Here is a 14,687-nt window from a genome sequence, read left to right on the forward strand (position 1 = left end):
AACGGTTACTAAGAATGATCCAAGTAAATCTGTTTGAGAGAAAAACCTTAAAAGCTTTATTCATGCCCGATAAAATACCGATAAAACAAAAGGAAGCTCAATTGAGCCTCCTTTTATGAAAAATTGTGGGACAGCAGTGGAGGTTACCCTCCTTTTTTTAAAAAATTACTACGAATTAACCACGGCAAGAAGATGGTAAATATTTCGTAGGAATTGTACCATTACATACCCATGATGTAACATTACCTGTTCCTACACCTTGAGGTGTAAGTGTAATAGTTCCACCTTTCGCAGTTTTTAAGCTGTCTTCGTTTGTTGCTGTCACAATAATTACACCACTAGCAGATGTTGCGACCGATGCAACATATTTCGAAACTTGTGTCGAAGATTCGCAGCCATATGCACCAGCAGCCGGCATTGATGTACCACCAGTTGTTTGAACTGCTTCAGTTACTGCTGTACGACAAGTTGAGGCAGCTAAAACAATTTCTGATACTTTTGCACGTACGGTGTAGTCTTGGTAAGCAGGTAGTGCAACAGCAGCAAGAATACCGATAATCGCTACAACGATCATTAATTCAATACATTCCATAAGTCACTTTATATGGACATGCATCAAACCATTGAATTATCTTGATTTACTTCATTCTTAATTTTGTCCATATGAACATGCTTTTATAACGACAAATTTTTCACGTTTGTCCATATCCTCAAAAAATGCTTAAGGTGTTAAAAACGTGTTTTAGTCTGCCTAATTAAAATGAGCAGTCACCAAAATATTTTTTGTATTCATACCGACCTTAAAATTTTATGTTTGTTATGCGTCATACAAAATATAAAAATTTTCTGCTCAAAAGGAGATGAATTATGACCAACAACGAGTTTATAGAAATACATCTAGATGCTGAAACAAAGCAATTGGCAGAACGAACTGCCGCTACTCTAGGCTACGCTACACTCACCGAGTTTTTTATTTTATTCAAAAATCACGCACCACAAGTTTTACAAGAACACTCTCATATTCAGTTAAGTCATACTCAGTTCGAGCAATTTATCGAAGCATGTCGTACTCAAAATACAGTTCCCACCCGATTAAAACAGGCTACGCAGCTTTTAGATAAAGAAAATTTTTAAGTAGCAGAAATGAAAGTCATTACATGTGCTGAGCTGCAAGACAATTTAGCGGATATACTCGATTACGTTATAGACGATCATGCACCTGTACTTATTAATAGAGAAGATAAACAAGCCGTGGTGATAATAAGTCTAGATGATTGTAATACCTTTAAAGAAACAGCGTACCTACTCAAAAGTCCTGCCAATGCAAAACGGTTACGCGACTCAATCGCGCAAATTGAAGCAACTGAAACAACGTGTCATAAACTCAGTAAAGAGTGAGATTGAGATGTACTGACGATGGTAGAAATAGCGCCCTACTATACCCCGAAAATTTCAAGCGATAGACTTCAACATAAAGAACGACATCACAACACCTAAAAAAGAACAACCAAATATATGTGATACGCATCACATAATGACAATATTTATCCAAAGCATAAAATCCAAACTGACAATAATTGTCACTTTTTAACAAAAATATACAGTAAAATTAAAAGTCCTAAATTTTTTATATGTAAGGTGCTGTTTTTTTGTGAGAATTGTCTATAATAAAAGTTGGCACGTTTAGTGCTAAGTATAAAATAGCTTACAAAGCTTATAATTAAATTAACAAACATTTGTGGAGAATGTTTATGAATGCTCAAAAAGGCTTTACATTGATCGAGCTTATGATTGTTGTCGCGATTATTGGTATTTTGGCTGCAGTGGCACTTCCTGCATACCAAGATTACACAGTACGTGCGAAAGTATCTGAAATTGTACTTGCTGCGTCTACATGTCGTACAGCTGTAACTGAGGCTGTGCAAACTGGAGGCGGTACTTCATTACCAGCAGGAGGCGATTATGGTTGTGAATCGGCATCAGGTGCAAGTGGAGTATCTAAATATGTTAAATCAGTTGAAACAGAGGATGACGGTGTTATTACAGTAACAGCTTCTGATGATGATAGTTTAAAAGATGCTAAAGGTGGTACTGTAACTTTAACACCAGTAATTGATACTACCGCAGGCAATATTACTGAATGGAAATGTGAAGGTGGTACAATTCCTCCAAAATATTTACCATCTTCTTGCCGTGGTTAATATGTAGTATTTAAAAAAGGAGGTTTTACCTCCTTTTTTTTGGGGTGAATGTTGAAAAAGTATCTGTATTTGGTGATATTTCTATTGGGGTGTTTGGCTTTTGTATTGCCCAATCGCTATTATCCTTGGCTAAGTGCCTATCATGAATTTTCAATCTATTTATTATTTTTGGTCGCATTTTTAATATTAATCATCAAGAAAAATAAAATAGTGATAGATCGATATATTGCGCTTGTCTTTTTTATTGCATTGATACCTTTAGTGCAGTATTTCTTTGGGAAAGTTTACTTTTTTGGTGATGTTCTAATTGCAACTATTTATTTAATTAGTTTTGCCTCTAGCATTATGCTTGGCTTAAATCTAACAACTCAAATTAATAAAAAACAAATTTTAATCTTTACTAGTTGGATTTTTATTGTTTCAGTATTGTTATCTTCGTATATGATGCTTCAACAATGGTTATTGCTGACAAATGGTGGTATCTGGATAATTGATGTTCCACATAATCGACCTTTTGCGAATTTTGGCCAACCTAATAACTGTGCGACTTTTTTGATTCTAAGCTTATTGGCAGTATTATATTTATTTGAAAAAAAACAAATTAACTATATCGCTAGTACAGGTTTAGCATGTTTGTTGTTACTTTGTCTTGCATTAACTCAGTCTCGTTCTGTTTGGGTGTATGCAATATGTTTTGTTGTGTGGTGGTATTGGAAATATAATCCCTTAAATACACGGTTAAAGAAAAACAGTATTTGGTATGTTTTAGGGATTTTTGCTGGTTTTGTTTACGCACTGCCAATTGTGTCTCAGTATTTAGGTCTAATTAGTATAAATAATGTTGTTGAGCGTACGACATCTGGCTTTACACGTCTTCCTATGTGGCACCAATTAATTCTAGCTTTAAAACAAGAGCCAATATGGGGCTATGGTTGGAATCAAGTCAGTGTTGCTCAAATTAGTATTTTTTCAAGTTATCCAACGACGGAATGGACGGAACATAGCCATAATGTTTTACTTGATTTGCTGATTTGGAATGGCATTCCTATAGGGACATTGATTATTGTTTTCTTTGCCTATTGGTTATTTAAATTAAGTCAGCTTGCTTATACGGTAGAAAATTTTATTGCGCTTGCAATGATTGGTGCTGTGATTAGTCATGGTATGCTCGAATTTCCTTTGGAGTATGCGACTTTTTTATTGCCTGTTGGTTTTTTAATGGGATATGTATATGTAGATAGTTCTTTCCAAAATGTTATTAATTTGTCTAAGAAAAAAATAATTATTTTTTATGGGTGTGCGATTGTTTTATATGTGACCATCTTCTATGAATATGTAAAGATTGAGCAGGATACAAGATTGGTTCGAGCTGAAATTTTAAATATAGGAAAAACGCATGTAACACAGGCGGCTCCAAATCTATTGCTTATGACCCAACTAAGTGAAAGAATTCGTTATATACGAACAGCTCCTGAAAAAAATATGTCTAAAGAAGAATTACTGTGGATGAAAAAAGTAACGTATAGGTATGCCACACCAAATAACTTATACAAATATGCACAAGTTTTGTTGTTAAATAATCAAGAAGAAAAATCTAAACATTATTTGGATATTTTAAATAGGTTATATAATAAAAATATTGAAATTGATGCTTTATACTCTATTCATGACTCTAATGCTTATCAATGGAAAAAGTCGGAGTAGCATTAGTTTTTTATGCGGGTATAGATAAAATGTGTTTATTTTTGAATTTTGAGCTGTTTTAACATTTATTGAAAATAATAGGAGCAATAAATATGATTGATTAAAGAGGTTTGTATTCGATGTAATTTCAAATTTTTCAATTGAATTAAATAGGTCATGGTAGTTGAACTTTCTTATGTCAAAACGCCTAAAATTTTTTCTCAGTCATTTATCACTCTCCTTTCTAATTGCTTTATTGGTGATTGGACTTGTCTTTTTTATTTGGTATCCATCGCCACTTGCTACAGCGGTTGGCGTAACGCATATCTTTTTAATGTTATTGGTCATTGACGTAATTTTAGGACCATTTTTAGGCTTATTGGTCTATAAAGAAGGTAAAAAAACACTCAAATTTGACCTCAGTGTCATTATTCTCATTCAAATCGCGGCTTTATGTTATGGCGTATTTAGCATTGAACAAGGTCGTCCTGCATGGTTAGTATTCCATGCAGATCGTTTTGAATTGGTTAGAAAAAATGACATAATTTTGGAAAATATTGACCAAGCGCAACCTCAATTTCAGCAAATATCATGGACTGGTCCGCAATTTGCTGCAGTGAAATTAGCAGTAAGTCCACAGCAACGCCAAAATGATATGTTTACTGAGGTATTAGGCGGTATTTCTCTTGCACAGCGTCCAGAACGCTATGTAGAGCTTACGCAAGCCAAAAACCAAATTCGACAACGTGCATTGCAGCTAAAAGAATTAGAACAATACAACTCAAAAACACACGTTGAAAAAACTTTAGCCGAATATCCAAAAGCAAATGCTTGGCTACCTTTAAAAGCCAATGCAATAGATATGGTGGTTTTAGTCAATAAAGAATCTGCAAGCATCATCAAAATAGTAGACTTAAGACCGTGGGAATAATTTTAACGGCATATTTTTTAACTCCATTTATTAAAAAGCCACTAAGTTCATAAACTGAGTGGCTATATCAATCAAATAGTCCGAGTACTTTGCCTCAATTCAAAATTTTCCAGCAACAGCGAATTGCACTTTTCCAGCAGTATTTCATAATCTTCTTTCAGCTGCTCATAATCACTTTTCACCGCCTTGGTCTTAGTTTTCGCTTGCTCAATTTGCTGGGCAGGCGAAAGAACATTTTGCCCTGCTGCCTGTGCAGCTTGCTCAATTGCCTCAATTAATGCTGCATGACGGCTCTTCTTAATCGAACCCCGTTTACGCCCTGCTTCAAGTGCGACAGTGTCGTTATTTATTGCGGAACCTTTCGGTAGAACAATCGGTTTGTTGGCTTTTAATCGCTCTAAAGCAGCGTAATAATCATTAAGTGCACTCATATTTTACACCTCAATATTAATCGTTTTAATTTTTTGAATCATTTTGTTTAAAGCCAAAATTTCACTGTCCATTTGCCCGTATAGCAGACTGTTCTGTACTTGCATATCTCGCTGCCGTTGTAGTCGATGAACCGCTTTTTGCATTTTTTTAGCACTTGTTGCATCAAACACAGCATGGGCACAACTCAAACAACTCGTAATCGCAGTAAATGAAATTTTTTCGCAAGAATCAGGATTAGTACAAGCACCAAAAAGACTTGGTTTATACGCAATTTCCCCTTTTTTCATACGCTTGATGGTTTCATCACGGCTTGGAAATACTGTGAGTAATTGCTCGCGGTCTTTTTGTAGCTGCAAATAGGTTCCTGCCCCACCAAGTAAACGGCTAGCACTATTAATTACACCATCTTCAAACTGAGCATAAGAATGCACCAAGCGCTGATATTCCAGTTCTTGAATAAACTCTTTTTGACTGTCACTCACTAAAATATTTGGTGCAAATACCGCATTATTACGGTAATACAACGTCATAGACTCTGTTAGATGCTTAAATTGGACTGACAAAGCGCCAAGTCCGATCATGCCTGAACGAGCGCCATAAACTGCAAGTGAACGCCTGAATTGATGGGTACAGATATTCCAGTACTCACCAACTTGGCAATCTTTTTCTTCTCGCCAATTGCGGAAACCATCAAAAGCTTCAAGCTCGGCGATATCACTTTCTGTGATTTTCAACCCCTCTCCAAGCAATACAGAAATACGGCTTAAATACTGATTAAAATTAGACTGTGTACGAGTCGGAGCACCCTCAAAATTAGAGATAAAATCGGTTTCATGCTCAATATTGCGGTTATTTTTATTTCGATGCTTTTGCGAGTTTAGCGTTGGGAATAATGGGTATTCAGCAGAATTAGACATATCATAATGTGGGTTGAGCAGGGCGTAGACTTCACCAATACTTTGTGCTGCATTTACGCCTACTTGAATATCTGCAAACGTGATCCAATACGTCGATTTATTTCCACCACCATGCAACTTGGAGGTATAACCCATAATGACATGCACAAGATGCTCATTACTTTGAATAGTTTGATAGCAATCAGAAGACAGCTGATTCACTTCATTATCACGCATCCCTGTAAACAGATGAATCCACAACTTGGCCATACCTTGAATCAGCGTCATATAACGGGTGAGGTTGGCATGTTTTTGAATCTGATTATTTTCAAACAGTGCCGTTAAACCGAGTAAATCTCGAGCATCAGCAAAACTTACCGCATTTTTTTTACGCTTAAATTCTGTCGGCATCAAAGCAAAATTTGCAGCCTGCTGCTTGCGCTGAAACCATTTCAGAAGTGCTGAAGCATTTTGATTAAACTCGTTTAATTTATCTGCTAAAGCATTAATTAAGGCTATATAAAGCCGTGAAGGAACAACTTTGGTTTGTGGGCCTACTTTGCCTGACTGCAACCTGAGTTGAGCAGCCAACTTTGCTAAATGCTCTATTGGCTTATATGTACTAAACGCAGGAATGAGCAATGGGTATTGCTGTTGTAAGGCAAAACAATCCGTTATAAATGCTTTAATGTGAATGGCTTTTTGATAGCTTACCCCAACATAAGCATCATTTACTTTTGACATATAAGAAACATCGCTAAATAACTGCTGCAATGTACAGCCATTTTTATATGCAATTGCTGCAAACTGGCGTAAAACCGTATGCCGCTGTTCGATACTTTTAATAATCGACTTACCAGATTTTATATAAAGCAAAGCAAAACTGATTTTTTTCATTTCTGCCCGAATTTGACAGTAAAGAAAGTCATTTTCTCGGGCATTTTCAAGCCAACTATCAAAATTCAGGCGACAATCACACTTCGGTAAATATGGAGAAAGATCCCAGATATTGTCTGAATAAACTGACAATATCTCACCACTCTTCATTCGCGATAATACAAAAGTACCTGGAACAGTCAGCTGATTATTCAGTAGATTGTACTCATCAGGTAAGAACTGCTCAGCAATACCCAATGAATATAGATATGAATTAAATGAACTCATGATATCCACCCCAAATCAATTAGCAATTCAAAATGATTGAGCCAATAGGCATCTAAATCACCGCTTTCTACTTCTTCTTGAATTGAAAAAATATGATCACGTAAATTTTCATAAGTATCTGATAACTCCTTGAGTACTTCGTCAATTCGATGTAGCACAACCCCAAACTGCTGTTCCCACTTGATTAAGTCCGTGGCTTTTTGCTTAACGTAGCCGAGCAGGCTTTTCAGTGATAAAAGCTTACGCATATCTTCGTCATCAGCGTGGACTGCATAGTGTTGGCAGAATAAGCAATGCTCAAATTGCTGACAATTGGGTGTAGGGGCTCGTTCAGTAAACCCAATAGCTTTTTCAGGCTGTGGATGGATAGAGGCACATGCACCGACAGGTGAGGCTTGAGCATCAATAGTTTCATCTAGCATTTGCACAGGAATACGCTCAACGGTTCGAGTTTGTGACACTGCAACTTCTCGCAGTTCATAAAAGAATTGTGAAATCTGTTGGCTTGCATCTTTAAATGAAGTTCGACTGTAGTTTTTCTTCGCAGTATCGAGTGAGTGTCCCATTTTTTCGACTTCAAGCAATAAATCGCCATCGCTTAGTTCGACATACTGACTACTGACGTGCTTACGCCACTGTTGTGGAGTAATCCAAACCATTTGAGGGAAAATGCGTTGTAAAAAGCTTTTGAGTAATTGCAACTTACCATTCCCAATCGGCACAAGTCTTTGAATTTCATTACGTTGTGGAAAGACAAAAATACAGGTTTCATCTTGGATATACCATGCTCGAAGTTCTAAAATTTGTCTAAAAACAGGTTCAAATTTCACCCCAAACTCAGGCTGAACTTCTTTCCCACCAGCACGGCTTTTTGTGCCCGAAAATCTCCGTCCCTGAGTTGAGGGCAAGATTTCCATCGTATCCAGCTGTAACTGCTGAGCTGTGTCTAAATTAGCCCCCGTTTGTGCAATAAAGAGTAACATACCGATGACTAGACCATATGAAGCAAGTCGCTCTCGCTCCATATGTCGTTTGTCTTTATTACGTTCCTCAAGGTTGCGAATAGCTTGATTACGATTTTCACGTAAACGTTTTCGATGTTCACTATCCTCAGCAAGCCCGAAATCCACCAGCATTTTTGAAAAATCGGGAATAGCTGAATATTTAGATAAATAGCTGTGCATATCAAACTGAATATGTTGTTTTTCAGTTTGATGATGAAAACCTGAGTAAAAATAGAACTCTTCCTGATCCACGGACTGAAAATGTGCTGGAAAATCTGCGCCTTGCATCACAATACGATAAATTTCAAGAAAGACATTCAACAAAGTTGCATACGTCTTCTGATGATCTTCCTGTGCAATCGGTAAAACAGGAACATCATAATGCTGTGCTTGTACTTGCATCGCTTGACTAGAAATATCAATTTCATGACAATCAAATACATATGCAATCAGTTTTGCAACATAACGCTGATACTGCTTTGCGGTATGCGCAGCCAAGTTATCTTCATCAGTGTCCGCAAGCAAAGTCCGATCAACCAGAGATTTACTATAGCGACGATAGGCATCGATCATGCTGTCCTTATCGGATAAATCAAAAATTTTCTTTTGTTGATCAATCCAATCCAAAAACATCTTGATGATGGAATAGAACAACCCTTTTGATAGGTCCGATCCATCCATTTGCAGTAGATAATCTGTAAAATATTTTAAAAAATAGCGTCTTTTTTCATCAAAAGAAGCGACAAGCTCATTGTCTGATATATCGGAAGAACATGCTCTTTTAGCAAAAAAGAATGTACCAATATCTAAAGTTCTAAAAGAAAATGAGGCCGTTTTATCTTTGAGCACGAGTATTAAACGCTCATGCTCAGTAATCTGTTTATGAATATCAGTGATATGTACAAACAATGGAGTACGAATAAAATTCATGACAAATCTCCTGCTAAATCCACAGAGGACTTGACGTATTTCATCAAGCTAGACTCATACTCATGCTGAATTTTACTGCGCCATTGCAACCGTGATTTATAGTTCAAATATTGCAAAGTCGTACTAATATTACGATGACCCATCCGAGCTTGCACATATTCAACTGCTGTCATAGCTGAATGCCCTTCAGGTAAATGCTGTAACTGGCTTTCCAGTAGATTCATACCAAAACTGGCACGTAAATCATGAAATTTAAAGCTTGGAAATTGCGGATCAATCAGGCGAATTTCGGGTAACAACACGACTTTTAAGTAACTACGAACGGCTTCACCTTCATACAGTTTAAGCCTCATCCCAAATGAGTCAGAGCTTTTGATCTTTTCGGTCAACTCTTGCTGCTCTACTTTACTTGTATAAAATGGTGTCCCTAATTTTGTGAGAAACACATAGTTTTCATCCGATTCGCCATAGTTTGACTTCTGTCTACGCTGACTCGCTTGCTCACTATTGATATAAATTTTAAGATCTTGCGCTAACCAATTGGGGATCAATAAGGTCATTGGCTTTTGAAATTTGCTATCAATGCCTGTCCCTGCTCCAACAGGCAGACGAATAAAGCCATGACTATCAAGCTCACAACCAATTAAGCTTTTTATTCGTAAAGTACAAATCGTTTGTAAACGGGCACCTGTGAATAATGCTAGATAGAACATCAGCTGATATTCACGTGATGATTTTTGCAGTGCTTTTAATATGACAGTTTGCGATTCAACGCTGAGAGGGCTTAATTCACCACCATCCACAATCGCTTCAGAATTTGGAGCTTTGGCTGGAACATGAATTGCAAAATCATGTGACTTAATTGCCATTTTTCGACGTGCACCAAATTCATTATCTACAGCAATATATTTGTAAACGTCTTTAAACGGTATGCCATAGCACTGATGATCGATCAAATCTTCTGTAACGAGAAATCGGTAAAAATTCACTACCGCATTAATTCGATTACTTGCAGAGCGAGCTGAAATTAGACCTGCATTTGCCTGCTCAATAAGACGAGTACGATATTTAAAAATCGCATTTGACTGTTTTACTTTATGGAACTTCAAACAGTTCAGTTGCTCATCTTCTAAAAAACGCTGAAAATCAACAAGCTGATTGGCAATAGATGAAAATGTTTTAAAATCATACTGTATTGTTTGCTCAAGTTTTTTCAGCAAATATAGATTAAAAACATCAGAAGGGCTACCATCTCCCTGAACAATTACAGGGAATTCAAGGTAAGCATCACCATGTTTTTCAAACGCTGCATCATTTAAACGATCAGTTGCCTGTCTCAACGTCAATAACTGAAATTTTTTAATGGTCACAACTTTGGCTTTTGATTGGTAGCGTGACTGACCATTTTTAAGTTTAGTGCTCATTTTGAGCCTCCTGTTTATTAAAAAACAGGCAAAAAGTGACCTTGAGATAGGATTGACAAAAATGCCCCTATCGATCAAAATCGAAGTGTCTGGATGCCAATCAAGACATTCATAAGAGCTCATGTTCCCGCATGGGCTTTTATACTTTTTGCCGAATGAAAATAATTGCTCTACGGAATAAGTAGTGAAATTATTTGGTTAAGCATTTAGCTGCTGCTTGAATAATTTCAGATAGAAGCTCTTTCTTAGGTCCAGATGGATCACCAATGATTCCTGCAATATTTTCGCTATCCAGTATCCAAGAATTTTTTGAAATAAATGATACTTATGGTTTTCCAAGACGGCTATTAAATGTAAATGACATATTGTAGGTATGGTGATTTCCACCATACCTTGTGCAAAACACTGTTTTAGTTTGACGAATTGCCTTTTCCAATCCAAGCCCATACCTTCAACAATAGTTTGCATGAGGGTGTAGGGTTGCCCTTTATGCTCAACAACATATAATTCAGCATTATGGAAAGGTACTGCGATTTGGGTTAGACTTCTCATGGTTTCGATTCCTTTGGTTAGGGTTGAATGTGGGCAGATTGGTTACTTTGGCGAGTGCAATCTGCTTTTTTGTTGTCTGGACTTTCTAAAAGACCTTCATGCTGAAGGATCAATTTTAAATAGTGGTTGAATTGACCGCGATATGTGCGGTTTTCGCGTTTTGCAGCAGCCTTGACAATATCTGCTAATTCGTCATCATAAGAACATGTGTACATGATAACTCCTTTCATAACTTCAAGATAGCAATTGATAATTTATGATAGGTTTTGATAGCTGTCAAGGATTTTTTTATGGTTGCTGATTTCTCTGAGCGTTTAAGGTTTTTTCGATCACAGCGAGGGCTATCTCAACAAGAATTGGCTAATGCAGTTGGTATTTCAAGAAAACAAATTTCTGATTATGAAGTTGGTACCGCAAAACCACGTCAAGCTACATATATGAAAATCTTAAAAGCGCTTGATATAAGTGATCAGATTTTCAGTAAAAGTGATCTTTGTTCTCTTGATATAAATGATTTAGATGGCGATCAGGTTATATCTTTTAGCAATAATGATGGAGATAAAATTATGCTCTCTAAATCATTTTGCACTAAAAATCATTTAAATGAAGTAGATATACTAAGCGTTTTTAAGATTAAGGGGGATGCAATGCAGGAAACCCTTTTTAATGATGATTTAGTTTTAGTTGATACGTCAGATAAATACTTTATATCGGGATTAATTTATTTAATATATTTCTATGGTGAAAGAATGGTTGTTCGTTTACACCGTAGTGCTAATGGGTTGATTGAAATAACTAAAGACAATTCAGCTTATCCTGACAACACGGTGAACGAGTCAGAAATAATAGTTTTAGGTAAAGTAGTATACAGGCAAGGGTTGATCTAAATAATAGTTATCAAGTATGAGGGCAAGAGTATTGCCTAATACATTCAGACTGTTTGAAATGATCCTGAGTTGTATCTAAAACATCCTATTGAGCTTTAAAAAAAGAGATGACATTTTACTAGGTGTCATCCCTTTCTTCATCCCCATTAGTATATTCAAATAGATCTTGCATATTACAATCAAAATATTTACACAAAGTATCAGCAACCGAAAGTTCAATTCGTATTGCCCGGTCATAGTAAAGACTCGTTAGCGTATTGCGATTAATACTGGTCGCCTGAGCTACCTCACTTAACTTTAAAATTTTTCGTTCACCCATTAAAGCTGACAATCTACATCTAATCATAGCAACCTTCAAATCAGAATAATAACCTACAGTAAGTTAATTTAACTTGATAAATAATTTTTAGAATGATAATTTAACCTATAGAAGGTTATTTTGTTTCATAGTGAGACAATTTAACCTTTCTAAATATCATTATATAATTTCTATGCGAGTTCAGCTATGAATAACTATTTTTCTCCAAAATTCTCTGTTTCAGAAGAAGTCCGCTCAACTGCTGTTGCTCTAATCAAAGAGTTTAATATTGACCGTACATTTGATTTAGCCTTATTTCTGAATGTTAATCCTAACTTAAATGACCAAGATGCAACTTTAGCTTGGGTTAATTACTTTTCAAAAACTCAAAATGACCTCAACGACTTCAATCATGTTAGACGTCATTTCATGAAAAACTTTCCTAAAATTATGTTTGCAAACTTCAGTGAATAAAATAATCAAAGGGAGATATCAAATATCTCCCTTAAATTTTTATAGTAATGCTCTTATGGTAATCTGAACAAGAAATAAAGCTTAATTTAATTGGGTATAGAAATATGGAATCATTTATAAAAGCAGGCCATATTGAGCCTTCAGTCATTATTTTTGACGTATTTGGCACACTTGTGAAGATAGGGGAAAGACGCTCCCCATATAGAAAATTAATAAAATGGCTTAAGGAAAATGGGCGACAGCCAAAACCTGATGATGCCAAATTCATTATGTCTCAAAATTTAAGTTTTACTGAACTTGTAAAATTACTAGGAATAAATATTCCAGACCAATTATTACAAGAACTTGAGCATGATTTAAACGATGAATTACAATCCATTGTTCTATATGAAGATACGCTCTCAACTTTAGAAGAATTAAAAGAATTGGGATTCAGATTGGCATTATGCTCAAATTTAGCCATGCCATATGGAAAAGTTGTTTCTTCATTATTACCTAACATCGATACTTATGCTTGGAGTTATGAAGTTGGTGCAATTAAACCAGAGTCACAAATTTATCAATATTTAATAGATCAATTAGAATGTCGTGCCAAAGATGTTTTGTTTATCGGAGATACACCTTTAGCTGATTATAGTGGTCCAAATGAATTTGGTATGTCAGCACGTTTAATTGATCGTAAGAATGGTCAAAAGCTAGCAGATGTTTTAAACGACATACTTTAATAACTCATGGACGCCACCTAATAGTGAATACTCACAGCTCCTCATTTTTCCATTTTTTAAATTCTGCAATTCGTTCATCAAGCTCCAGAACCCATGCTGGTTTTATATGTGGCACATTTGGACGCTCAACACCTTGATGGTCAAAAAACTTATATACCATTGCCGCCAACTTGATAAACGCCTGTTCAAACGTATTTGCCCAAACATCTAAACGATAATCATGATAATGCTCTGGGTATAATTTACCACCATCTTCTACTTTATTGAGATGTGAGCCAGTTTCTAAATAAATCACTAATTGTCCATTATCTTCATCATTATATGCACCGTGATAAACATTTTGGCAATGCCCCCCTGTATTCCAGTGCCATGATGGTACATCACCAATAACCGTCCAAAAAGCTGGCTGTGTATCAATAAAATGATAAGCAGTTAAAAAGTCTGTTGGATTTGCGAGATATGCTTGCTCATTTTCAAAGGCAGTCTGTAAAGCAGATTGTAAATGCTCAAATTTTTTTTATCGGTGTAGGAAAAAAACTACTAGGAAGATGCTCAGAGGTTTTAAAAAATAGGCAACCACTCTCTTTATCCTCACCAAAATATTGATAACCCTCTGGTAGAATCTGTGAATCTTTAGGTTTGACATGATGGATCTGGTGTTGTACGTCTTTTAAGCTTTCGTGAATTGCTTCCATACGATCAGGGTAAGTGACCACAAGTTTCGTATCCCACAGTGATAAAATTGCTGGTTCAGTTATTTTGGGTAACTGTTCTAATAACCAGTCTGGTAATTGTTTTAATTCAGTCTGTTGCATTTTTAGTTATAGCTAAATACCAAATAAATCATTACAGTAATCTTTAAACAATTTATCAATATCTTTAACTCTAAACTTATTGCGAATCATTTTTACTCGTGACCACATTTTTTCTATAGGATTTAAGTCCGGGCTATATTTAGGAAGCCACACAATGTAATGGCCTGCACAGCGTATCAACTCCTGAAGCCTTTTTCCTTTGTGAAAGGTGGCATTATCCATAATCAATACACTGGTTTCTTTCAGCTTCGGCAATAAATCCTGTTCAATC

Annotated in this window: 19 protein-coding genes; 8 read left to right on the forward strand and 11 right to left on the reverse strand. The window is 36.0% G+C overall.

Translation table 11 applies throughout. The features are described 5' to 3' along the window. Nucleotides 1-175: 175 nt before the first annotated feature. Nucleotides 176-592 (reverse strand): pilin, encoded by a 417-nt coding sequence (locus tag E0409_RS15385; protein WP_131292262.1) that lies wholly within the window; start codon nt 590-592, stop codon nt 176-178. 275 nt (nt 593-867) lie between these two features. On the opposite strand from E0409_RS15385, the gene E0409_RS15390 reads away from it, so the two are divergent. The 5 genes from E0409_RS15390 to tfpZ all read left to right on the forward strand — a co-directional run bounded on the left by E0409_RS15390 (nt 868) and on the right by tfpZ (nt 4,815). Then, the gene (locus tag E0409_RS15390; RefSeq protein WP_131292264.1) at nt 868-1,134 is read left to right on the forward strand and encodes a type II toxin-antitoxin system TacA family antitoxin; all 267 of its coding nucleotides are present in this window, start codon (nt 868-870) and stop codon (nt 1,132-1,134) included. 9 nt (nt 1,135-1,143) lie between these two features. Continuing rightward, nucleotides 1,144-1,398, forward strand: coding sequence for a type II toxin-antitoxin system Phd/YefM family antitoxin (locus E0409_RS15395; protein WP_131292266.1), 255 nt, complete (start codon nt 1,144-1,146; stop codon nt 1,396-1,398). A 353-nt stretch (nt 1,399-1,751) separates the two neighbouring features. After that, nucleotides 1,752-2,201, forward strand: a complete 450-nt coding sequence (locus E0409_RS15400; protein WP_131292268.1) for a pilin — start codon at nt 1,752-1,754, stop codon at nt 2,199-2,201. 51 nt (nt 2,202-2,252) lie between these two features. Then, nucleotides 2,253-3,905, forward strand: a complete 1,653-nt coding sequence (locus E0409_RS15405; protein ID WP_502699845.1) for a PglL family O-oligosaccharyltransferase — start codon at nt 2,253-2,255, stop codon at nt 3,903-3,905. Between the two features lie 175 nt (nt 3,906-4,080). Next, entirely contained in the window at nt 4,081-4,815 is a 735-nt protein-coding gene (gene tfpZ / locus E0409_RS15410; protein ID WP_131292272.1) for a TfpX/TfpZ family type IV pilin accessory protein, read from the forward strand. Between the two features lie 71 nt (nt 4,816-4,886). On the opposite strand, the gene E0409_RS15415 is transcribed toward tfpZ, so the two are convergent. The 6 genes from E0409_RS15415 to E0409_RS15440 all read right to left on the reverse strand — a co-directional run bounded on the left by E0409_RS15415 (nt 4,887) and on the right by E0409_RS15440 (nt 11,432). Next, a complete protein-coding gene (locus tag E0409_RS15415) occupies nt 4,887-5,246 on the reverse strand; it encodes a hypothetical protein (protein ID WP_131292274.1) in 360 nt (119 codons plus the stop codon). A gap of 3 nt (nt 5,247-5,249) precedes the next feature. Then, nucleotides 5,250-7,307: a hypothetical protein gene (locus E0409_RS15420; protein ID WP_131292276.1), complete on the reverse strand. Its 2,058-nt coding sequence runs from the start codon at nt 7,305-7,307 to the stop codon at nt 5,250-5,252. After that, entirely contained in the window at nt 7,304-9,241 is a 1,938-nt protein-coding gene (locus E0409_RS15425; protein WP_094148557.1) for a hypothetical protein, read from the reverse strand. The genes E0409_RS15420 and E0409_RS15425 overlap by 4 nt, the downstream gene beginning before the upstream one ends. Beyond that, the gene (locus E0409_RS15430) at nt 9,238-10,665 is read right to left on the reverse strand and encodes a tyrosine-type recombinase/integrase (protein ID WP_075314570.1); all 1,428 of its coding nucleotides are present in this window, start codon (nt 10,663-10,665) and stop codon (nt 9,238-9,240) included. The genes E0409_RS15425 and E0409_RS15430 overlap by 4 nt, the downstream gene beginning before the upstream one ends. 198 nt (nt 10,666-10,863) lie before the next feature. Next, nucleotides 10,864-11,217: a phage antirepressor N-terminal domain-containing protein gene (locus E0409_RS17100; RefSeq protein WP_004994328.1), complete on the reverse strand. Its 354-nt coding sequence runs from the start codon at nt 11,215-11,217 to the stop codon at nt 10,864-10,866. A 17-nt stretch (nt 11,218-11,234) separates the two neighbouring features. Beyond that, complete coding sequence (locus tag E0409_RS15440; protein WP_004994331.1) at nt 11,235-11,432, reverse strand: hypothetical protein; 198 nt, start codon at nt 11,430-11,432, stop codon at nt 11,235-11,237. A gap of 75 nt (nt 11,433-11,507) precedes the next feature. Here E0409_RS15440 and E0409_RS15445 point away from each other — a divergent pair, with 75 nt between their 5' ends. Further along, complete coding sequence (locus E0409_RS15445) at nt 11,508-12,104, forward strand: LexA family transcriptional regulator (RefSeq protein WP_004994334.1); 597 nt, start codon at nt 11,508-11,510, stop codon at nt 12,102-12,104. A 118-nt stretch (nt 12,105-12,222) separates the two neighbouring features. Here E0409_RS15445 and E0409_RS15450 read toward each other — a convergent pair whose 3' ends face one another. After that, nucleotides 12,223-12,450 (reverse strand): helix-turn-helix domain-containing protein, encoded by a 228-nt coding sequence (locus tag E0409_RS15450; RefSeq protein ID WP_004994336.1) that lies wholly within the window; start codon nt 12,448-12,450, stop codon nt 12,223-12,225. Between the two features lie 159 nt (nt 12,451-12,609). Here E0409_RS15450 and E0409_RS15455 point away from each other — a divergent pair, with 159 nt between their 5' ends. Together E0409_RS15455 and E0409_RS15460 are read left to right on the forward strand one after the other, a co-directional pair. Next, on the forward strand, nt 12,610-12,876 hold the full coding sequence (locus E0409_RS15455) for a hypothetical protein (protein WP_004994337.1): 267 nt from the start codon (nt 12,610-12,612) through the stop codon (nt 12,874-12,876). A 104-nt stretch (nt 12,877-12,980) separates the two neighbouring features. Further along, a complete protein-coding gene (locus E0409_RS15460) occupies nt 12,981-13,601 on the forward strand; it encodes an HAD family hydrolase (RefSeq protein ID WP_004994339.1) in 621 nt (206 codons plus the stop codon). Nucleotides 13,602-13,632: 31 nt separating this feature from the next. Here the strand turns inward: E0409_RS15460 and E0409_RS16840 are convergent, their stop codons facing one another. The 3 genes from E0409_RS16840 to E0409_RS15470 form a co-directional block, all read right to left on the reverse strand. Beyond that, on the reverse strand, nt 13,633-13,896 hold the full coding sequence (locus E0409_RS16840) for a hypothetical protein (protein ID WP_227552263.1): 264 nt from the start codon (nt 13,894-13,896) through the stop codon (nt 13,633-13,635). Between the two features lie 211 nt (nt 13,897-14,107). Next, nucleotides 14,108-14,416, reverse strand: coding sequence for a hypothetical protein (locus tag E0409_RS16845; RefSeq protein ID WP_227552262.1), 309 nt, complete (start codon nt 14,414-14,416; stop codon nt 14,108-14,110). Nucleotides 14,417-14,428: 12 nt separating this feature from the next. Further along, the coding region (locus E0409_RS15470; protein WP_171458824.1) for a transposase at nt 14,429-14,687 on the reverse strand (259 nt) is incomplete at its 5' end.

It is taken from the genome of Acinetobacter sp. ANC 4862 (genome assembly GCF_004336635.1).
Lineage (GTDB): Bacteria > Pseudomonadota > Gammaproteobacteria > Pseudomonadales > Moraxellaceae > Acinetobacter.